Genomic DNA, 21986 nt, shown 5'->3' with positions numbered 1-21986 from the left:
AAAACCCATCATCCCTTGGACTTTAGCTTACCCCGCACGACATCGATCCGGCCCGCGAGCTTGTCGAGCTCGAACTGAATTTTCTTGCGCGTCTCACCCTGAGCTTTGCCAAGGGCGGCTTCCACGTCGGGTTTGACTAGCCACAGGCGAAATTTCGCTAACCTCTTATAGGGCGCGCTATCAGCGCCTGCTTCGACAGCCTGTTCGTGCGACTCCTCGAAGTCATAAATCTTGGTGGCAAACTTCTGCAGCGCCTTCGGCGCGGAGCAGATGACAGGCAGCCTGTCGCGGACGTCGACAGCACGCGGGATCTCACCCGATTTTATCTTATTGACTACAAGGTCGTCGAACCCGGGTTGGCTGAGGCGAGCCTTCCGAATCTGGGACGACTTCAAGTACTCGTCATAGTAACTCCAGCGTGCGGTGTCGGCCTCTCCGTGGTCGTACATGAACTGGTAGGTGTCTATGAGATGCTCCACTTTGCGCTTCGACAGGCCGATTTCCTGCGCGAGCTGGGCCACGTCAACGTCATGAACCTTGAATCGTCGGTAAAGGAACCCTGCCTGCTCGAAGGGCGCCCAGTCCTTCTTGCCCTTGATGTGGTACTGACCAAGAAGAGCGAAGACCAGCCCTTCGTCAATATCCGCTGGCAGCAATCGGCATTTCATCTGACCCCACTTAATGGGGTCGAGTTTGGCTAGCGCGCGGTAAGCGGCGAGCCGACTGTTACCTTCTAGAACCTCTAGTTTTCCGGCACGGACTATAACCGGATCGGTTAAACCGCCGTTTCGTTTGATATCTTGGATAAGCGCCTTGACGTGGTCCATCTCGAGCAATTTGCGTTCGATGGTGGCTTGACTCGGCTCCTCGCCATCGGCTCTTAGTATCGAATAAACCCTAGGGTTATCTACGAAAAAGCGCAGCTCAATCTGTGGCAAGGTCGTGCTTTGGACCGGAACCTCCATTCCACGGATAAGCAGCGTTTCTTTGGCTTTGGCTTTGGCTGTCTTGGCAGTCATCGTTCGTCTCCTCCACTTAGCCGAAGCACGTCACGCACCATTTCCCCGAATGCGTAATCGGCGCGGGCGTCGTAGTCCCCACGGCTAATATCGCCTTGGCCGAGTTGGGCAGCTAGGTGCTTAGCTGCGAGGAGAGCGTCTACCCAGGTGTCCACAGTGTCGGTAGCAACAAGGTTTGTCACAAAGCAGGGCTTCTCCTGTGAGATTCGGTGGATGCGATCCTGCGCCTGCAAATAATCGTCTAGGCTGAAGGTGCGGTCGAAGAAGACAGCATGGTTTGCCACCGTCAGCGTCAGACCCTCTTTTGCGGCGCCGGGTGTCGCAACGAGCACCCGGCATTCTGGATCGGTCTTAAAGGCGTGCAGCGCCTCCTCGCGCTTTGCCATGCTGAGGCCGCCATGCACCACACCAACCCCAAACTCATCCAGGTGGCGGCCAAGAAAGTCTGCATTCTCCGTGAACGACGTCCAGACCAATATCTTCTCACCAGCATCGACCGCTGAATGAACTAGTGTATCGAGTGCCGGTAGCTTGCCCGGAGCAGCCCGATATGATTGATCGACCATCGTCGGGTTCGACGCGACCTGTACGAGGCGAAGCAGGCGTTTCAGCATACCTTCAGCATCGTCGAGGACAGGCCGACCTTCTCGGACTACTACCGCCGCCAGCTCGTCGCGAAATTGGGCATATATCTCGGCCTGACGCGGCTCGAGCACACATTCCAAGTTGCGGATCGTTTTATCGGGCAGGTTCAAATCCGCTGTCTTCTTAGTCTCACGGACCGAAAACGGCCTTATCTTTTGGAAAAGTTGCTCCAACTCGTCGGCGAATACCGATGCCCTGCCCTTGTCCTGGCCAAGATCGTTCGTAAGGTCGAGCGCGCGCTTGAAAGCAGCGAAATCGTGGCCGAGCGCTTCACCTCCGTCCAGAAACCGAACTTGTGACCAGAGATCGTAGGGGCGGTTGGCGACCGGAGTGCCGGTCATAATGACTCGCCTCGCGAATCCGTCGGATAGCGAGTGGAGCGCCTCACTGACCTCGGCCTCGGGATTCTTGATTTTGTGTGCCTCATCCAAGAGCACGCCCACTCGGCGGGTCTGAAGGAACAGCTCCAGGCGCTTGTGTTCCGACAACACCACCTCATAGTGCGCGAGGTAAAGACGCGCAGGGCTATTAAAAGCAAAGAAATTCCGTTTGCGGTCCTGACCAAGCACGCGCGGGGCTAAATGGCTGTGGCTCGCCACCTCCGTCCGCCAATTCTTTATCAGCCCCTTCTTGGTAATTATCAGGACCGAGTCGACTATGTCACGGGCTAGCCAGGACAGCGCCAAATCAAGGCCAATCTTCGTCTTTCCTAGCCCTTGCTCGTGAAAAACGGCTGCGAAAGGCAGATCTTTGATAGCCTCCAAGGCCTCCAATTGATGCGGGAATGCCGACCGCTTAGCGTGAAGGTTCGCCGCTTTCTGAACCTTTAGCATTGCGATCCTCTCACTGCTTGCTCGCACCAGTCCCGTCGAGGACTACGGTCCGGGTGGCAGCGCCCTTGAAGGGGTAATTGATTTCGGCCACCAGCCGCCGGGCAATCGCGCCCGCTGTCCAGGGCACACTTAGAACGAACACGCCACGCGGCGTGTTCGACAAGTAGCTCAGGAAGGCGGAAATTTGCCTTCGCGAGTGTTCGGTCTCGAGATCCCGCTTGGTCTTAGCCTCGCCTATTATTGTCGTCGTGGTCGGGACGTCCGTGGCATAGACGTCGGGAACGTAGCCTTCAACGCGAGGAGGTCGCTCCCCCCGTAGTGGGCGCACAGCGTCCTCCCGAACAGCGATGTCGGCGAGATCGCCGAACTCGCGCTCGACATAAGCGATAACGGCCTGGACTAGGCTCGCGTGGGTCGCCGACTCAGGCATGTCAGGACGAAAGCCTCAGCCATTCGAGCAGTTTGATCAGCTCGGACTGAGCGTCAACGAGGGCCTGCGCTGTATCGCCACCGGGATCCGCTCGTATTCGCTGCTGCTCTTCATAAGGAAGAGACGCGATGCGGTTAACGAGCGCTCGCGCCAGTTGCCCGATTTCGGCTTCCTGGAGCGTGCGATTCAGGTCTGGCTTCTCGAGCACTGCTTCAGCTTTCCGCGCGCCGTGCTTGAGGAATATCTCACGGGCCTTGTCGTTCCGAAGGATGCGCGGAAGCACGCGAACCTTTTGCAGCGGGTAAAGCTTGTTCTCATGGATCCACTGCGCGAAGTCGGTCAGGTCAAAGCCAGCGGCTGTAATTGCCTGTTTGATGCCGGACTTCTGCAATTCGACGAAGCCGCTGAAGCGGGTCGTGTCGAAATCGCCATCTTCGCCAAGGACCGGTCGATAAAACTCTTCCATATCAGAATAGGCGTTGATGGTTTCGACTACCTCGGTCTGCCTACCCCCGCAATAGTCGACAATGGTGGCGAACGGCAGGTGCTCCTGATTGCGGAGCTCAAATAGATACTTTGCCTTGGAATACGGATCCCAAGGGCGGGGTCCGACTAAGTGTACCTGCAGACGGATCGCATGCACCGACGCCTCGTCAATCTCGTCGTGGACGAGAGACGGAATGTGGGTCCAAGCGCCTTTCACACCAGTTCTTGTGAAATGCTTATATAAGGCCACGCGAGTGTTGCCTTCGACGCAGACCAATGAGCCATCCTTCCGCCTATTCAGAATAATAGGTTGAATGATGCCTCCATTGGAGATGATTGATTGCTTAAGTTTTTCGAACGTTGTGCTGGTAGAACTTCCTACATCCTCGTCATTGCCAGCGCCAAGTGCCAGGAATATTTGCTCAGGCGTGGGATCCTGAGGGTACATTTCGAGAAACTTTCGAATCCTCGGATTGGATCGATCAAGTTCAATTTCTTCGACAAGTACCGACGAATGAGTTCCAGTGCTGACCAACAACAATCCCCCCTGAGCCATAGTCCCTTGATTGGATTCAGCACCCTCATTCTACAAAGTAAAGGGACAATTCCGTTCCATTCGCCCCTTTCCGCTCTGGCGTGGTGTGCCGGTCCCCTATGAGCAAGTCGCGGGGTGATGTTCTCCAGATCGAGGATTTGAAATCTCCGCTAGGTCGTGAGCAATGACTTGGCGCTCACCAAGCGAAGCCCCCTAAGTCGTGGTTCCCGGATCGGTGGCTCGAGCGTCGGAGATTTCTTGTTTGATTTCGCCGACAGCCTTGCTGACCAAAGCTTTCACCTCGTCTAAGAACTCCCATACCTGCCGGTCCGCCGACATGGCATCTGGCACTGGCACATACCTTTCAAAGATGCCTTCGATCCGGCTTGCCCGTACCCGCGTGGTCCCGTTGCCGCGAAGAGAGTATGCTTCATGCCACTGTGGCTGCGGTTGCTCCCGTAGTCGACTAGTACTTAGGAGGGGCAAATCTTGGGTAATTTTGCTTTTGATTCGGTCGATAGTCTCCCGCTTTTGCTCCGGGGTCGGGTTCCCGCTCCATCCGATTGGGGTCTCAAGAAATCGAGAAATTGCGGCCGACAGAGCGGCGACCAAATTGGATGTCGGCCGCAGCACGAAGCCGTCATCCCAGCCTTCCGCATAGCGGCGACTTAGAGCCTTGATGGTCTGCCAGGGTTTCGCTCTCACGGTGGAGAAGCCCAACATTCCCTTCCACTGTTGCCTAAACTCCCTAGCCGCATCTTGGATGGCAAATCCAAGCTTGTCGTCGCGATATTCTGGCAAGGCAACTGGCTCAAACAGCAGCGGCTGAGCTTCCGCTAAGTAATTCAATAGCTTGTTCAGCTCAGGCTTCGCCGGGATTGGGTCGAGATCATTGATTCTACCCACATAGAACGTGCTAACCTCAAGGTGATTCAGTAGATTTCGTGCCGCATCTACCGATACGTTCTTAGCAAGCTGATTATCAACAATATTACGTAGGCCTCCGAAGACATGATCAAACTTTGCATGCCCCTTCAGGTTGTCTCCTTTGACTAAGTCCATATTCGTAAAGACGACCGCTAGCTTACGCGTATGGCCGGTGTTTACGACTGCTTCTAGGGCTTTGCCAGAGGCGAAATTGGTCATTCCATTCTTTGCGCTCTCTACCAAAAGAATCACGTCTGCTTCATGCAAAAGTGGAAGTGTCTGTTCGGGAAGGTCGGCCGTTGCGTCTGCCTTGTGCCCAAGTCCCTCAGTGTCCACGAGCACAAGACGCGCAGGTTCATCGGCCCAGTTGGGTCTGAAGGGGCCAACGACACGCATGCTATTGACTAGCGGCGTAAGTAGCCGTCCCCAATATTGGTAATGATTGTCCGAAAAGAATCGGATCGCGTTGAGAAAGGAGTCACGTTCATTTGGTGCGCTTTTTATATACCAAGCCTTGGGCCACCCAGTCGTCGTTCTTTCAAAGTGCCCATCTGTAACAAGATCGAACTTGGTCCGCAGTTCGTCGAGCACATCAGACACAAGTTCGAGAAATGGGTCAGACGCAACAGCGACCTCTTCAATGAGGTCAAGCGCGGCATTTCGGTCCTCAGGGGACATTTCCGCAAGAAGGCTGCCTTCTTCGGCTTCGAACGCCGTTCTTGCGTCTGTTGCCATCCGGTTTATGCGTTCGATGTACGCATCCAGGGTCTGGTGAAGCTTCGTCTGCTCTTCTGGGGCGGAAACTCGCATATTATCACCGTCTAAGGTGAATTCCGTCGGCGGATCGTCGTCGTATGGGTCCGCTTCGGCTTGTTCTGCGCCATGCTCTCCAAGCAAATATTTCAGGCGAAACCGCATATCGCTTTTTTCCAAAAAGGCCCGAGCGACCTGTTTAGTGTTCCCCCCTATGGCTTCGATAAATGCCGCTGAGAGCGACTCCTCAATTTCGAAACGCGTCTCGTGTTCCGACATGAACGTAACCGCACCCTCGTATGGACCGTCACGGAGTGCCACTTCGGTTGGGAAAGTGGTGGTGCGGTTCACGGACGTCGACGGGAACCTTTCCGTCTTCGGGTTAGTGCCAATCAATTGACGTACAAGCGTGGTCTTGCCAGCTCCGGGAACGCCCATGAGCAACACGCGAGCGTATCCCTCGTCACGCGAGGGTAGGGGAAGGAACCGGTCCCGAAGTTGTCGGGCGGACCCGCCGCGCGGCTCAATCTCGCTAAAGAAAATCTCTACGACTCTTGCATCATAACGTTTCGCCGCCTCGAGCTTTGCCCCGAGGGACCAGAGGCTCTCGTCGCCGAGCAGCGTATTAAGTTGCTCAACGAGCCGCTGCGCCTCAGTCTCGTCTTCAGTTCCGAGACCCTTTCGGGTCTTCCTGCCAGGCTTGTTGTTAGAGTCGTTTCTGAGAGGATGGCGGAACTCAACGAGCCAAGCCTTCCTTCCGGGATTGCGCTTCGCAGCTGCTAGATAAAACTGAGCCATTCCAATCTCCGATGTTCCAGGATGTTCCTATACCTCGGGATGATATCGGTCAAGCACAACTTGGAACATACCGGAACATCGCCTCAGCCTGTCCCGCCAGCTACGTCTGTTCGGGATGCCTCGTTGAACTGCTACGCCCGGCTTGCGGTGTCGTTGAGAGCTTTGAGCGAATAGGTGCTCAATTTCGCAATCTCTCCAGTCATGGTCTTCAGCGTTACTTCGCCATAGGTGTCAGCGACTGTCCTAGCGGCCTGACCTTGGATTGCATCTAGGATGCGGGGAGGGATTCCAGCTTCCATGCCGATTGTTTTGAAGCGGTGACGCCAGCCGTGGTTGGGTGCGACATTCGGATCTGACACAAAGGTGCGCCCGAACTCGGCGAGCCGGTTTTTCAAGCCGCGCAACGCGCCTCGGATGTTCTCGGACGGATCAATATTCAGGAAGAGGTGGCCGCTTGGAGCACCTTGCACAAAATCGGGGAATCCAAGGTCGATTACCTGCTGATGGAGGGGAACCTCGCGAGCTTCATTGGTCTTAACTGTTCCGGCATCAGGGGTAATGCGAATGACCCAGACTTCGCCGCGCAAGGATACGTCCTGCTTTCGCAGCTGCGCCAGTTCCCCGACGCGAGCCCCGGTAAACGCGCACAACCACGGTATCCAACGCTTGGCCGCAAATGTCTTCGGGTTTTCCTGCCCTTGCTGATGAGATAGCGCGCCAGCAAGGATCGTTTTGGCCTCTTCATCAGAAAAGCCCTTAGATCTATGGCGAGCAGGTTTTCCGACCTTTAAGGTCACACCGACGGCTGGGTTATGGGCGACGAGCCCGTTGGCGACCCCCCAGCCGAAGACGACTTTCAGAGCCGAGAGATTGCTGTCCTTGACCGTTTTGGCGGAGATCATCTTCCCGGTTTTCGGCGAAGGTGTGCTCAGCCGGTGATCTTTGAAGGCGATGACATTCTTGGCGGTCACCTTCGCTGCGTCATCATGGTCGAGAAACATGACCAGATAGGCGACGGTATTCCTGTAGCTTCCGTATGTGCTTGGCTTTCTTCCCGCAGCCTTGCTTTCTTTCCACCAGCTCTCGACCAAGCCCGTTAGCGTGACGGACGCGACGGGCGGCTTCGCGGCAGCCAGTTCAGGGGACCGACTGTCATTTGGTTGGAATGTTGTAGTGCGGTGAATTCCCTCAACAGAGTCTTTGCCCGCTTCAAAGCCATCGCGTTCAAGCCTTTCCAGCGTCAAGCTGGCTCTCTGCAGGGCGGCTCCCACTGCACGTGCAGTCTTGTGAACGCTCCAGGCGTCATCGCTGAAGCCATTGTCAGTCAGGATATCCTTGGCCCTGCTGATGCATCCGGCCCGCATCGACTTCCAAAGGACATTCTCGATTGGCATTGTACCCGCGATGGGATCGGCGATGCCTTCCACTCCAGCAACTGGATCGGTTGATGGCAACGGGTACCTTTTCCACATGCCCTCGTGCAGGTCCGTGTGCCAGTGAAGCTGTTCGCTGGGATTCTCCTGAAACTTTGCAATCCACTCATCGTGAACGGCTGTGGCGAAAAGGTAGGCCTCCCGGTCTGTGATGAGGCGAGTTGGGCGCTCATCTTCACCGGCGGCTGAAGAACGACCCGAGTCGGTACCATTGACTGAGCTTTCCCCGAGCCGAAGCTGCGCCCACTCACGTTCGTATTCAGCAAGGACTTCTGCGAATTTTCGCTTTGCCTCTTCGGGGTCCTTCGTTCCGAGCGTCCTGTTGACTTCTTTGCGGCCGGTCAGCACGGCAATGTCGGCTGGCACCCGCTTTCGGAACCAGTAAACGCCGGTCTTACGATGTTTGACAGGACGGCTCATAGCTAGGACCATGTGTAACACCTGTGTGTAGCACTCGGGTAGCCCTAAGCATTTAATTTTGTTGGTTTTTCAGCTTTATCAACACCTTAGGAAGGTGATGGTGCCCAGAGGCGGATTCGAACCACCGACACGCGGATTTTCAGTCCGCTGCTCTACCAACTGAGCTATCTGGGCCTGTTCCGGCAAACGAAAACGCGTTGACCGGATTTCATCGAGGCGCCGTGGGCGCCCCTTGAAAGCGCGTGGGTTATAGCACGGGAATTCGGCCTGTCCAGCGCCTAGTGGGCGATTTCGGGCAGGAAAAGCGATGCCGTGCGGTGCCCCGGTTTCCATGCCGCTTGCAGGCCGGAATCGGGCACGGCATGGCACGATGCGGCCTTCGCCATCCCTGTCCGTGCCGCTATTGCCGGCTGACATGCCGTGGCACTGCCTTTAGCCGGCGATCGAGGCGCACCAATGCATTTGCGGCTCAGACGCGCCACTGGTCGCCGCCGCCTATCTGACGCCGGTCACGCCGCGGCGAAAATCGGAGGGCGACATGCCGGCGAGCTTGCGGAACGACTTGTTGAAGGCGCTGAGCGAGCCGAAGCCTGAATCCATGGCGACGCGCAGCACATTGGCGTCCTGATGCATCAAAAGCGCCTGCGCATAGCTCAGCCGCAACAGATTCACATACTCGTTGAGCGTCATGCCGGTGGATTTCTTGAACAGGCTCATGGCATATTTGGGATGGATGTCGGCGGCCGCCGCGATGTTCACGCAATCGATGTCGTAGAGGAAGTTTTCGGCGATGAAATCGCACATGCGTCCGACATTGCGCGACGATTGCTGGTCGAAGGGGCTGCCTGTTTCCTGGTCGGTCGGAGTTGCGGATACCAGCCGGTAGGGCTCGAACCGCACCCGCTCCAGCCGCAGCAGCAATTCGTTGACGGCATGTTCGGCCTTGGCCTGGTCGCCGGACCGGGCGTAGCGGTTCCAGCGCTCGAAATTATGGTTGTCGGACTGGTCGGTGGCTGATGTCACCAGTGTCGCGCCGGTCATCAGCCGGTGCCTTATATCGGTGGGCAGGTGCAGCCGGAAGAAGTGCACCAGTGGCAGATGCGCCCCGGCATAGATGGCGTCGTCGGACAAATCGTCCATCTGGTGCGGCAGGCCACCCCAGAACAGGCACATCTCGCCGGCCGAAAGCGAAATCTCGTGGTCGTTCATGCGGTAATGCACGCTGCCGCGCACGATGAAATTAACCTCGACCTGGGCGTGCCAGTGCGGCTTGAGCATCACCAGCGGATTGGTGTGAAACATCTGCAGGAGCAGCGGCAGGCCTTCCACGCTGCTGGCCCCAGGCTGGTAGAACGGCCGTTCAGGCATCTTACTTTCTGCCAATTTCATATTCCCTTTGACGGCGACAGGCCTTGCCCACTGCATAGTCTAGCCACGCTCACAGTGAGAGAGCAAATGAAATGGGAGGATTTCAATGCGCATCACAATGACCTGCGCCGCGCTCGCGCTTGCCCTGGGCTCAGCCCCGGCCTTCGCGCAATCCGGCGAAATCACCATCTGGAGCTGGAATGTCGCGGCTTCATCGCTGAAGGCGACCATTGCCGGCTTCAACAAGCAATTTCCCGACGTCAAGGTCACGGTCCAGGATCTCGGCAACCAGCCAACCTACGACAAGTCGATCGCCGGCTGCGCCGCCGGCGGCGTCGGGCTGCCCGACATCGTCACCGTCGAGAACGGTGAGGCCGAGAATTACTGGAGCCAGTTCCCCGACTGCTTCGTCGACTTGCATACGCTGGGCTACACAGCCGACGACCAGAAAAAGTTCCCCGATTTCAAGCGCACCGAGCTGGAAGTGGGCGACAAGGCCTACGCAATGCCGTGGGATTCCGGCCCGGTTGCCGCGTTCTATCGCCGCGATTTCTACGAAAAGGCCGGCGTCGATCCGGCTTCGATCAAGACCTGGGATGATTTCGTCGCCGCCGGCAAGAAAATCCAGGCCGCCAACCCAGGCGTCTCGATGACCAATGCCGATTTCAACGGTGACTCGGAATTCTTCCGCATGATCTCCAACGAACAGGGCTGCGCCTATTTCTCCGAGGACGGACAATCGATCACGGTCAACCAGCCCAAATGCGTCGATGCCATGACCAAGGTCAAGGAGATGAAGGACGCCGGCATCATCTCGTCGGCCGACTGGGGCACCAAGATCACCAACAACACCGCCGGCACCGTCGCCACCCAGGTCTATGGCGGATGGTATGAGGGCACCATTCGCACCGAATCTGCCGGTGAAAACGGCAAATGGGGCGTCTATCTGATGCCGAGCCTCACCGCCGACGGGCCGCGCGCCGCCAATCTCGGCGGTTCCTCGCTGGCTATCACCTCGGCGTCGAAGAACAAGGAGGCCGCCTACGCCTATCTGAAATACACGCTCGGAACCAATGAAGGCCAGATCACGATGCTGAAGGAGTTCGGCCTGGTGCCGTCCCTGATCTCGGCGCTCGACGATCCCTATGTCTCGCAAGGCCTGCCTTATTGGGGCGGCCAGGCGGTGTGGAAGGACATTCTCGGCACCTTGCCGAAGGTTGTTCCGAGCCGCGGCACGCAGTTCCAGAGCGACGCCGAAATCATCGTCCGCGCCGTGCAGACCAAGTATCTGGCCGGCGGCTACCCCGACGCCAAGACGGCACTCGACGATGCCGCAAGCCAGATCGCGGCGGCAACCGGACTGCCCGTCAAGTCATAACCTCCCAAGCCGGGTCCGGGACAGGCGTTTGCGCCGCCCGGACCTGGTCGCGGCCTGTGGGGTTCTCCCACGGGACCTGTATTTGCTGGCAAACCGGCTCCGCTGCTGCGAGGGCCCTGGCCGAAGCGGCAACGAAATGAAGGAGGAGGAAGATGCGCAATCGCAACGCCACGGCCTATCGCTTCCTCACGCCCTATCTGCTGATCTTCGCGATCTTCTGGGTATGGCCGATCATCAGCTCCTTCATGATTTCCTTCCAGGCGACGCGTACCGTGCCGTGGCGGTTCGCGCCCGGCTTCAACTGGGGCCGGTTGATCGGCGATCCGGCCTTCTTCAACGCCCTGAAGAACACGCTGCTCATCCTTGTCATCCAGGTGCCGGTGATGATCTCGCTGGCGCTGGTCATGGCGGTGCTTTTGAACTCGCCGCTCTTGAAGGCGCGCGGCCTCTACCGCTTTGCCTTCTTCGCCCCGGTGGTGGTCGGCGAGGTTGCCTATTCGGCGGTGTTCCGGCTGATGTTCAACCTCGATTTCGGCATCATCAATAAGCTCCTGAACAGCATCGGCCTGCCCAAGATCGACTGGTTTTCCAACGTCACTCCGGCGATGGCGCTGATCATGATCGCGGTGACCTGGCGCTGGGCCGGTTACAACGCCATCATCCTGCTCGCCGGCATGCAGTCCATTCCCGAAGATGTCTACGAGGCGGCGACGCTCGACCGCGTCAGCAAGCTCAAGCAGTTCTTCTACATCACCCTGCCGCTGCTGAAGCCGGTCATCGTATTTTGCCTCGTGCTGTCGATCATCGGCACCATGCAGCTGTTCACCGAGCCCTTCCTGATCACCGAGCGCGGCGGGCCTGGCGGCGGCACGGAGACGCTTGGCCTGCTGCTTTACCGCCAGGGTTTTCGGTCGCTCAATTTCGGCTATGCGTCGGCCGTCGCCTACACCATGGCCGGGCTGGCGATCGCCATCACGCTGGCGCAGCTGTGGTTGACGAGGGAACCGAAATGAGTTCGCGCTCCGCAGCCAGAACGGGACGCAGCATCGCTCTGCATCTGTTCCTGACGCCGCTGGCGCTGATCTGGTTGTTTCCGTTGTGGATGATGGTCGTGTTCTCGACCATGCCGGATAACGGCATCTTCAGCCCCGGCATCGAGCTTTTGCCGCACGGCAATTTCATCGACAATTTCAACAATCTGCAGCGTGACACGAACTTCGTCGGCGCCATAGGCATTTCGGTCTCGGTGGCGGTGACCTACACATTCCTGTCGGTGCTGCTGACGTCGATGGCCGGCTGGGCGCTGGCCCGCTACCAGTTCTTCGGCAAGGGCGCGGTTGTCGCCATCATCCTCGGCACCATAACGCTGCCCTATGCGGTCGTGCTGATCCCGCAATTCATCATGGTGGCGCGCGACTTCAAGCTCGCCAACACCTGGGTGGCGCTGATCGTCCCGCCGCTGTTCAATTCGCTCGGCGTGCTGTTCATGCGGCAGAGTTTTTCGATGATGCCGGACGATCTCTTCGATGCGGCGCGCGTCGAGGGCGTCAAGGAATGGCGCATCTTCCTCTTCGTCGCGCTGCCTTTGGCGCGGCCGATGCTGGCCGCACTCGCCATCATCCTGTTCCTCGCCTCCTGGAACAATTATCTGTGGCCGCTTTTGATCAACAGCCAGCCGGGTTCGATGACAGCACCCGTAGCGCTCGGCACGCTGATCGGCCTCACCAAGGTGTCATGGGGCGGCATCATGGCGGGTGCGGTGATGCTGACGGTGCCGATGCTCGTCGTCTTCGTGCTGCTGCAGCGCCATTTCATCGCCGGCATCGCCGCCGGCGCGGTCAAATAGACAGGATCAGCATGGCAACGGTCACGCTTAACAATGTCGTCAAGCGCTTCGGCGTCTTCGAGGTCGTTCATGGCGCCAGCATCGACATCAAGGACGGCGAGTTCGTCGTCTTCGTCGGCCCCTCCGGCTGCGGAAAATCGACGCTGCTCAGGATGATCGCCGGGCTCGAGGACATCAGCGGCGGCGAGATCGCCATCGGCGGCAAGGTGGTCAACGATGTCGAGCCGGCCGACCGCGGCATCGCCATGGTCTTCCAGTCCTACGCGCTCTATCCGCATATGAGCGTCGAACAGAACCTCTCTTTCGGCTTGCGCATGACCGGCAATCCAAAGGCCGACACCGAACGGCGGGTGAAGCGGGCGGCCGAGATCCTGCGCATCAGCGAATTGATGGACAGGCGCCCGAAAAAACTCTCCGGCGGACAGCGCCAGCGCGTCGCCATCGGCCGCGCCATCGTGCGCGAACCGCAGGTGTTCCTGTTCGACGAGCCGCTCTCCAACCTCGACGCCGAATTGCGCGTCCAGATGCGCGTCGAGATCTCCCGGCTGCACAAGGAACTCGGCACGACAATGATCTATGTCACGCACGACCAGACCGAGGCGATGACGCTCGCCGACAGGATCGTCGTGATGCGCGCCGGCCATATCGAGCAGATCGGCCGGCCGCTCGATCTCTATGACAACCCCGACAATCAGTTCGTTGCGGGCTTTGTCGGGTCGCCGAAGATGAACTTCATCAAGGGCCGGGTTGTCGGGCACGATGCGGGTGGCGTCGTGGTCGATCTGGCGGGTCAGGAGAAGACCCGCATCACGCAACCGCTGACCGGCGCTGCACCCGAAATGGGCAGCCCAAAAATCGGCAGCAAGGTCATTGTCGGCGTGCGGCCCGAACATTTCGGCAATGCCGGAGAGGGCGACGCCGACCTTGTGGTTGCCATCGACGTGGTCGAGCACCTGGGCGGCACAAGTTTCCTCTACGCAAGAACGGCCAATGGTGACGACGTGGTGATCCAGCGCGACGCGACAAAGGTCCCCGACACATCAGAGATCACCGTTTCAATCCGCAAATCCTACCTGTTCGACGAAAAAGGACTGCGGCTGCGCTGACCGGCCGCCGTTTCAGCCTTCAAGGAGAATGACAATGACCGCAACCACGCCCATTCGCTGGGGCATCCTCGGACCGGGCAGCATCGCCCAGTCCTTTGCCGGTGGCGTGGCCGATTCGCGCACCGGAAAGCTGGTCGCCATCGGTGCCCGCAATCCCGCCAAGCCTGGCCTCGCCGAGAGTTTCCCCGGCGCCCGCATCCTCGATGGCTACGATGCGCTGCTTGCCGATCCCGAAATCGATGCCGTCTACATTTCGATACCGCATCCCGGCCATGCGCAATGGGCGATCAAGGCCGCCGAGGCAGGAAAGCATGTGCTGTGCGAAAAGCCGCTGGCGCTGACCGCCTTCGAGGCCGACGCCATGATGCATGCCGCGCGCAAGGCCGGCACGTTTCTCGGCGAAGCCTTCATGTACCGGCTGCATCCGCAGACGCTGAAGCTGGTGGAACTGATCAGATCGGGCGTCATCGGCGAGATCAGAATGATCAAGTCGAGCTTTGGTTTTGCGATGCCGCGCTTCATGCCGGAGCACCGGCTCTACGCCAACGATCTCGCCGGCGGCGGCATTCTTGACGTCGGCGGCTATCCCGTCTCGATGGTGCGGTTGATTGCCGGCGCCGCGGCCGGAAAACCCTTCGCCGAGCCTGACAAGGTGGTCGGTACTGCCCATCTTGGCCAGTCCGGCGTCGACGAATGGGCCTCGGCGCTGCTGCATTTCCCGGGTGGCATTGTCGCCGAAGTCTCCTGCAGCATCTCGCTTAACCAGGACAATGTTCTGCGCATCCTCGGCACCAAAGGCCGCATCGAGGTGCCGGACTTCTGGTTCGCCGGCGGCAACCGCGACGTTGGTCTCGGCCGGATCGACGTCATCGCATCCGATGGCACGCGCGAGACCATCAGCGTCAACGAGAAGCGTCATGTCTATTCCTTCGAGGTCGACGCAGCCGGTGAGGCCATCCGCGCCGGCGGCCAAGAATTCGCCTGGCCCGGCATGGCATGGGCGGAAAGCCTCGGCACCTTGCGTGTACTGGACAAATGGCGGGCGGCCGCCGGCCTCGAATACGGGATCGAGAAGGCCCAGCAACGCATCAATACCATCTCCGGCCGGCCTTTGCGGTCCGGCGGCACGGCGATCGCCAAGCGCACCATTCCTGGCCTGTCGAAGCCGGCATCGGTGGTGGCGCTCGGCTTCGAGGATTTCCGTACCTTTTCCTCAGGCTCGATCCTGCTCGATGCCTTTTTCGAGGCCGGCGGCAATCTTTTCGATACCGGCTATGTCTATGGCGGCGGCTATACCGAGAAGCTGCTTGGCGAGTGGTTGAAAAACCGTGGCGTACGCGCGCAATCGGTGGTCATCGCCAAGGGCGCGCACTCGCCGCTGTGCTATCCCGATGTGATCGGCAAGCAGCTCGACCAGTCGCTCGAACGCCTGCAGACCGACCATGTCGATGTCTACTTCATGCACCGCGACAATCCGGATGTGCCGGTCGGCGAATTCGTCGATGCGATGGATCGTGAGGTGAAGGCAAGCCGCATCCGCGGCCCGTTCGGCGGCTCGAACTGGACGATGGAACGCATGGATGAGGCGATTGCCTATGCCGAACGCACCGGCAAGCAAAAGCCCGGCGCGCTGTCCAACAATTTCTCGCTGGCTGAAATGCTGGAGCCGATCTGGGCAGGCTGCGTGACGTCCTCCACGGATGCATGGAAGGCCTGGCTGACATCCAGGCAGATGCCGAATTTCGCCTGGTCGAGCCAGGGGCGCGGCTTCTTCACCGATCGCGCAGGTCGGGACAAGCAAGACAATGAGGAGCTGGTGCGGGTCTGGTACTCCGAGCGGAATTTCGGCCGCCGCGACCGGGCGATCGAACTTGCCGCGAGACTGGGCAAGAGCCCGATCCATATTGCGCTGGCCTATGTGCTCGCTCAGCCCTTCCCATCCATCCCGCTGATCGGGCCACGCACGCTGGATGAGTTGGACGACAGCCTGCGCGCTCTCGACATCACGCTTTCGCAAGCCGATCTCGAATGGCTGGATGGCGGCAGTCTGCGCGCTGCCTAGCTGACTGCCGGCTTAACGGTCGCGGCGTCAGGTCTCGTCATCAGGCGCCCTGACGCCACGCCTGGCCGGAGTCCGCAAATTGGCGTACATGCCTGTGGTGCGGAATTGGCTCGGCGTGATGCCGTAGCAGCGGCGGAAGACCTTCGAAAAATAGTTCGCGTCCTCGAAGCCGCACAGGATGGCGACCTCCTTCACCGGCAGGAAATCCGCCTTGGTCAGCAGCTTCGCCGCGCGTTGCAGGCGCTGCTGCAGCACGAACTCGGCAGGCGGCAGGCCTTCGCTCTCGGCGAAACAGCGTGAGAAATGGGCCCGGCTGAGGCCGCTGATCTGGACCAGATCCGCCACCGGCAGCGACTTGTCGAGATTGGCACCGATGTGATCGATGACCGGCTGCATGACACTCTGTTTTTCGGCAAAGGCGTGGGAGCCGAAGACATCGTCATAGAGCGCCATCGCAGCCTCGTAGGCGACCGCCGAAGCAGCACCCGGCGAAGCGGCCCCTTTGATCAGGCGCAGGCTGCAATCGGCAAGATGATCGATTGTCGCCGGCTGCAGCCGAAACACCGGACCCGAGACGCTGAGGATCGACTTGTGGATGCGCAGCGCTTCCTCGCCGTTCATCGAAATCCAGAAATACTCCCAGCGCTCGTCTCCAGCCAGCCAGTAGCGGTGGTTGTGCGGCACCAGCACCAGCAATGTGTCGTTCTTCTGCAGGCGGTAGTTGCGGTTCTCGTAGCGCAGCCGGCCAGTCCCGCTGATCGTGTGCTGGAGCACGGTGAACGGCGTCTGGCCGCGCTTTCGCCCATCCCAGTCGTAGATCTCGTCCTCGCGCACTTCATAGCCCGTGCTCGTCGGCATGGCATGCAGGCGCTGGCGGCCGCGCGGCAGCGAGATCGTGCGCATGGACTGTCCGTTTTCTATCAAATCTTGCAGCACAAAATTACCCCTGAAAGCATAATCCTTCTCTGGTCGTACTCGCGAATAAGCGCATAATCCCCGTCGAAAAGCGAGAGAGATCCGCAGTCGAGGAGCGGACAGGGAGGTTGGCGAGCCGGATTCCGGCTTGTCGTGCATACATGTCGCGGCATGTGGCTACAGCTTCCCATTGTCATTCCTTGCCTGCAATTCGAAGTGGAGTGAGGTGCGGCTGATGAGTTTCAAAATAGCTATCATCGGTGCCGGCAGCGTCGGCTTCACCAAGAAATTGTTCACCGACATCCTGTGCGTGCCCGAATTCAAGGATATCGAATTCGCGCTGACCGATGTCAGCGAGCACAACCTTCAGATGATCAAGGCGATCCTCGACAGGATCGTCGAGGCAAACAGATTGCCGACCAGGGTGACGGCGACGACCGACCGCCGCAAGGCGCTCGAAGGCGCTCGCTACGTCATCAGCTGCGTGCGGGTCGGCGGTCTCGAAGCCTATGCCGACGACATCCGCATTCCCCTGAAATATGGCATCGACCAGTGCGTCGGCGATACGATTTGCGCCGGCGGCATTCTCTATGGACAGCGCAACATCCCGGTGATCCTGGATTTCTGCAAGGACATCCGCGAGGTTGCCGAGACCAACGTCAAATTCCTGAACTACGCCAACCCGATGGCGATGAACACCTGGGCAGCGATCGAATACGGCAAGGTCGACACTGTCGGGCTCTGCCACGGCGTCCAGCACGGCGCCGAACAGATCGCCGAGGTGCTTGGCGCGAAGTCCGTGAAGGAACTCGACTATGTCTGTTCCGGCATCAACCACCAGACCTGGTTCATCGACCTGCGCCTGAACGGCCGCCCCATCGGCAAGGACGAACTGGTGGCCGCCTTCGAGGCGCATCCGGTCTATTCCAGGCAGGAGAAGCTGCGCATCGACGTCCTGAAGCGCTTCGGCGTCTATTCGACCGAGAGCAACGGCCATCTTTCCGAATATCTGCCCTGGTACCGCAAACGTCCCGACGAGATCACGCGCTGGATCGATATGTCCGACTGGATTCACGGCGAGACGGGCGGCTATCTCCGCTATTCCACCGAAACCCGAAACTGGTTCGAGACGGAATATCCGCAGTTCCTCGAAGCGGCGTCAAAGCCGATCGACCGGGAGAAGCGCTCCAACGAGCATGCCAGCCACATATTGGAGGCGCTGGAGACCAACCGCGTCTATCGCGGCCACTTCAACGTCAGAAACAATGGCGTGATCACCAACCTGCCGCAGGATGCCATCATCGAGTCGCCGGGCTTCGTCGACCGTTTTGGCATCAACATGGCCGCCGGCATCACGTTGCCGGAAGCCTGCGCCGCCACCTGCATCGCTTCGATCAACGTCCAGCGCATGTCGGTGCATGCCGCGATATCGGGCGACATCGATCTTCTGAAGCTCGCCGTGCTGCATGACCCGTTGGTCGGCGCGGTTTCGACGCCGGAGGAAGTCTGGCAGATGGTCGACGAAATGGTCGTCGCCCAGGCGGCTTGGCTGCCGCAATATGCCCATGCGGTTCCGGCCGCAAGGGAGCGGCTGTCGACATCTCAGGTGAAGACCCGCGAGTGGGCGGGCGCCGCACGGCGCAGCGTTCGCTCGATCGAGGAATTGCGCGCCGAAAAAGCCGCGCTGAAGCAAGCCGGCTGAGACGGGCCGGCTGGAAATTCATGCGGTGATGGTGGATCCATGGGAGGCGGATCCACTGCCACGAAGCCGTTTGAATTCGAGAAGAGGCGGAGCGGGTGCAAACGCTCCGGACAAACACGAGGGAGAGAGACCGTGAGGAATTTACGCAATATCGGCCTTGCTGCCGGACTGACGCTGAGCGTCTCGGCACTCAGTGCTTACGCTTCCGAGCCGACGGTTCCGCCGGCGCCGACACCGTTTCCCGCCGAAGGCAAGATCAACTATGTCGCGCGAGACTCGATCCTGGAGTTCAAGCCGCTCCCCGAATATCACGAGCCCGACTGGGTCACCGAGAAATACGTCAAGACCGGCAAGCTGCCGCCGGTGAAAGACAGGCTGCCGAAAGATCCGCTGGTCTTCAAGACAGGCAACATGCAGGACGGCATCGGCGTCTATGGCGATACGATGCGCCACGTCATCGGCGGGCGGCCGGAAGGCTGGAACTACGGCGCCGGTCAGACGCAAGGCTGGGGCGGCATCGACATCGGCCTCTCCGAATGCCTGACGCGCACCGCCCCGCTGTTCCAGGTCGAGGCCAAGGACACCGAGCCGCTGCCGAACCTGGCCAGGAGCTGGGATTGGTCGAGCGATGGCCACAGGCTGACCATGCACCTCATCGAAGGAGCGAAGTGGTCGGACGGCGTGCCCTTCAATGCCGACGACGTCATGTTCTACTGGGACGACGAGGTGGTCGATCCTAACGTCTCGCCGCTGAACGGTGCGACGCCGGAAACCTTCGGCGTCGGCACGACGCTGAAGAAGATCGACGACTACACCGTCGAATGGACCTTCAAGGATGCCTTCCCGAAGCAGTACCTGTACGCCATGGCCTACGGCACCTTCTGTCCGGGCCCCGCGCACATCCTGAAGCCGCAGCATCCGAAATACTCGAAGAATACCTATGATCAGTTCAAAAATGCCTTCCCGCCGGAATTCATGAACATGCCGGTGATGGGTGGCTGGGTGCCGGTCGAATACCGGCCGGACGACATCATCGTCATGCGCCGCAATCCCTATTACTGGAAGGTCGACGAAAAGGGCAATCAACTGCCCTATCTCAACGAACTGCACTACAAGCTGTCGACCTGGGCCGACCGCGATGTCCAGGCGGTGGCCGGCGCGGCCGATTTTTCCAATTTGGAGCAGCCGGAAAACTTCGTCGCCTCGCTGAAGCGTGCGGCAGAGGCGAACGCGCCGGCCCGTCTTGCTTTCGGCCCGCGGCTCATCGGCTACAATCTGCGCTTTAATTTTTCCGCCAATGGCTGGGGCAATCCGGACGAACGCGGCCAGGCGATCCGCGAGTTGAACCGCAACGAGGATTTCCGCAAGGCCGTCACCATGGCGCTCGACCGCAAGGCGCTCGGCGACTCGCTGGTCAAGGGACCGTTCACCGCCATCTATCCCGGCGGCCTGTCGTCAGGAACCAGCTTCTACGACCGCGCTTCGACGGTCTACTACCCCTTCGACCTCGAGGGCGCCAAGGCCGAACTCGCCAAGGCCGGCCTCACGGATACGGACGGCGACGGCTTCGTGAATTTCCCTTCCGGCACCGCCGGCGGCAAGAATGTCGAGATCGTGATGCTGGTCAACAACGACTACACGACCGACAAGAGCCTTGCCGAAGGCGTCGTCGCCCAGATGGAAAAGCTCGGGCTTCGGGTCGTGCTCAACGGCCTCAACGGGACCCAACGCGACGCTTCGCAATATTCCGGCCGCTTCGATTGGCTGGTCCGTCGCAACGAACAGGAACTGACGTCGGTGGTGCAGAACACCGTGCAGCTTGCCCCGGTCGGTCCGCGCACCAGCTGGGACCATCGTGCGCCGGAGAACGGCGAGGTCGATGTGATGCCGTTCGAAAAGGACCTCGTCGACATCGTCAACAAGTTCGTCTCCACCCAGGACAATGACCAGCGCGCCAGCCTGATGAAACAATTCCAGAAGATCTCGACGGAGCACGTCTACAATGTCGGCCTGACGGAGTATCCCGGCGCGCTGATCGTCAACAAGCGTTTCTCGAACATCCCACAGGGCACGCCGATCTTCATGTTCAACTGGGCCGAGGATTCGATCATCCGCGAACGGGTCTTTGTCGCGGCCGACAAGCAGGCGAAATACGAATTGTTCCCGCAAGAACTGCCCGGCAAACCCGGAGAGAAGGGGCCGATGAATTAGGTTTACCTCCCTGACTGAGAGACCTCCGGCCGCGCCGCTGGCGCGGCCGGACAAACCAACCTCCGGACGCAACCAAGGGCGCGATCGGCGAGACGAGGAAACGAACCGTCCATGCTGCGATTCCTGCTCACGCGAATAGCGTCGGCAATCCCGGTCCTCGCCATTTTGAGCCTGGCCACATTTGCCATCATCCAGGCGCCGCCGGGCGATTATGCCGACTACATCCGCTCGCAGGCGATCAACCAGGGTGGAGCCTCCTTCGCCGAGGCCGACGCGCAGGCAAAGGCCTACCGCATCGAGCATGGTCTCGATAAGCCGCTTCCCCTCCAGTATCTCAACTGGATCGGCGGCATCGTCACCCGAGGCGATTTCGGCTACAGCCTCTATTACAACAAACCGGTCGCCGACGTGGTCGGCGAGCGCCTGCCGCGCACGCTTCTCCTGGCGCTGGTCTGCCATCTGCTGGCTTCGGTGCTGGGCATAACATTCGGCATATGGGCGGCGACCCGGCAATACACCTGGATCGACTCGGCGCTGTCGGCCATCTCCTTCCTCGGCATGACGGTGCCGCGCTTCCTGATGGCGTTGATCATCGTCTATCTCCTGGTCTTCCAATTCAACGTGTCGGAGATCGGCTCATTCTTCTCGCCGCAATATGGGGGCGCGCCGTGGTCGTGGGCCAAATTCGTCGATCTGGTCAAGCATGTCTGGCCGGTGGTGGCGATCGCGACTTTCGGCGGGCTCGCCTACAATATGCGCGTCATGCGCGGCAATCTGCTCGATACGCTGAACGCGCAATATGTCGAGACGGCAAGGGCCAAGGGGCTGACCGGCGCCGCCGTCGTCATGCGCCACGCCGTGCCTAACGCACTGCACCCGCTCATCATGTATCAGGGTGTGGTGCTGCCTTACATGTTGACCGGCGAAATCGAGACGGCGATCATCTTCGCGCTGCCGACTGTCGGCCCGGCGATCGTCGGCTCCATGGCTGTCGGCGATGTCTATGTCACCGCCACCTTCATGATGGTGCTGTCGGCGACGCTGATCGTCGGCAACATCATCGCCGACATGCTGCTCGTGCTGCTCGATCCGCGCGTGCGCCAGTTCGGGGAGCGCTGA

16 protein-coding genes and 1 tRNA gene are annotated in these 21986 nt (G+C 59.5%); 8 read left to right on the top strand and 9 right to left on the bottom strand.

Annotated elements, in window-relative coordinates:
* Positions 1 to 8 precede the first annotated feature (8 nt).
* From EOA19_RS03390 to EOA19_RS03355, 8 genes are all read right to left on the bottom strand, one after another.
* On the bottom strand, positions 9 to 1019 hold the full coding sequence (locus EOA19_RS03390) for a ParB N-terminal domain-containing protein (protein WP_128302694.1): 1011 nt from the start codon (positions 1017 to 1019) through the stop codon (positions 9 to 11).
* Positions 1016 to 2497, bottom strand: coding sequence for a DEAD/DEAH box helicase (locus EOA19_RS03385; RefSeq protein ID WP_128302693.1), 1482 nt, complete (start codon positions 2495 to 2497; stop codon positions 1016 to 1018). Before EOA19_RS03385 ends, EOA19_RS03390 begins: the two co-directional genes overlap by 4 nt.
* A 10-nt stretch (positions 2498 to 2507) precedes the next feature.
* On the bottom strand, positions 2508 to 2927 hold the full coding sequence (locus EOA19_RS03380) for a hypothetical protein (RefSeq protein ID WP_128302692.1): 420 nt from the start codon (positions 2925 to 2927) through the stop codon (positions 2508 to 2510).
* Between the two features lies 1 nt (position 2928).
* Positions 2929 to 3951: a hypothetical protein gene (locus EOA19_RS03375; protein ID WP_245486055.1), complete on the bottom strand. Its 1023-nt coding sequence runs from the start codon at positions 3949 to 3951 to the stop codon at positions 2929 to 2931.
* A 210-nt stretch (positions 3952 to 4161) separates the two neighbouring features.
* Complete coding sequence (locus EOA19_RS03370) at positions 4162 to 6426, bottom strand: hypothetical protein (RefSeq protein WP_128302691.1); 2265 nt, start codon at positions 6424 to 6426, stop codon at positions 4162 to 4164.
* A gap of 131 nt (positions 6427 to 6557) precedes the next feature.
* Positions 6558 to 8279 (bottom strand): DUF6538 domain-containing protein, encoded by a 1722-nt coding sequence (locus tag EOA19_RS03365; protein ID WP_245486054.1) that lies wholly within the window; start codon positions 8277 to 8279, stop codon positions 6558 to 6560.
* Positions 8280 to 8377: 98 nt separating this feature from the next.
* Positions 8378 to 8453 (bottom strand) — tRNA-Phe (locus EOA19_RS03360).
* Between the two features lie 321 nt (positions 8454 to 8774).
* Positions 8775 to 9668 (bottom strand): helix-turn-helix domain-containing protein, encoded by an 894-nt coding sequence (locus tag EOA19_RS03355; RefSeq protein WP_206516848.1) that lies wholly within the window; start codon positions 9666 to 9668, stop codon positions 8775 to 8777.
* 85 nt (positions 9669 to 9753) lie between these two features.
* On the opposite strand from EOA19_RS03355, the gene EOA19_RS03350 reads away from it, so the two are divergent.
* From EOA19_RS03350 to EOA19_RS03330, 5 genes are all read left to right on the top strand, one after another.
* Entirely contained in the window at positions 9754 to 11025 is a 1272-nt protein-coding gene (locus EOA19_RS03350; protein WP_128302689.1) for an extracellular solute-binding protein, read from the top strand.
* A 152-nt stretch (positions 11026 to 11177) separates the two neighbouring features.
* A complete protein-coding gene (locus EOA19_RS03345) occupies positions 11178 to 12038 on the top strand; it encodes a sugar ABC transporter permease (RefSeq protein ID WP_023809272.1) in 861 nt (286 codons plus the stop codon).
* Complete coding sequence (locus tag EOA19_RS03340; protein ID WP_128302688.1) at positions 12035 to 12871, top strand: carbohydrate ABC transporter permease; 837 nt, start codon at positions 12035 to 12037, stop codon at positions 12869 to 12871. The genes EOA19_RS03345 and EOA19_RS03340 overlap by 4 nt, the downstream gene beginning before the upstream one ends.
* 11 nt (positions 12872 to 12882) lie before the next feature.
* Entirely contained in the window at positions 12883 to 13977 is a 1095-nt protein-coding gene (ugpC, locus tag EOA19_RS03335; protein ID WP_127296640.1) for a sn-glycerol-3-phosphate ABC transporter ATP-binding protein UgpC, read from the top strand.
* A 34-nt stretch (positions 13978 to 14011) separates the two neighbouring features.
* A complete protein-coding gene (locus EOA19_RS03330) occupies positions 14012 to 16039 on the top strand; it encodes an aldo/keto reductase (protein WP_128302687.1) in 2028 nt (675 codons plus the stop codon).
* A 27-nt stretch (positions 16040 to 16066) separates the two neighbouring features.
* Here EOA19_RS03330 and EOA19_RS03325 read toward each other — a convergent pair whose 3' ends face one another.
* Positions 16067 to 17113: an AraC family transcriptional regulator gene (locus EOA19_RS03325; protein ID WP_206637992.1), complete on the bottom strand. Its 1047-nt coding sequence runs from the start codon at positions 17111 to 17113 to the stop codon at positions 16067 to 16069.
* Positions 17114 to 17189: 76 nt separating this feature from the next.
* On the opposite strand from EOA19_RS03325, the gene EOA19_RS03320 reads away from it, so the two are divergent.
* From EOA19_RS03320 to EOA19_RS03310, 3 genes are all read left to right on the top strand, one after another.
* A complete protein-coding gene (locus tag EOA19_RS03320) occupies positions 17190 to 18656 on the top strand; it encodes an alpha-glucosidase/alpha-galactosidase (RefSeq protein ID WP_128302685.1) in 1467 nt (488 codons plus the stop codon).
* Between the two features lie 132 nt (positions 18657 to 18788).
* On the top strand, positions 18789 to 20867 hold the full coding sequence (locus tag EOA19_RS03315) for an ABC transporter substrate-binding protein (RefSeq protein ID WP_128302684.1): 2079 nt from the start codon (positions 18789 to 18791) through the stop codon (positions 20865 to 20867).
* Between the two features lie 111 nt (positions 20868 to 20978).
* Entirely contained in the window at positions 20979 to 21986 is a 1008-nt protein-coding gene (locus tag EOA19_RS03310; protein WP_127296635.1) for an ABC transporter permease, read from the top strand.

The sequence above is a fragment of the Mesorhizobium sp. M7A.F.Ca.US.010.02.1.1 genome (assembly GCF_004023085.1).
Classification (GTDB): Bacteria; Pseudomonadota; Alphaproteobacteria; order Rhizobiales; family Rhizobiaceae; genus Mesorhizobium.
This window is presented reverse-complemented; position numbering and strand designations above follow the sequence as displayed.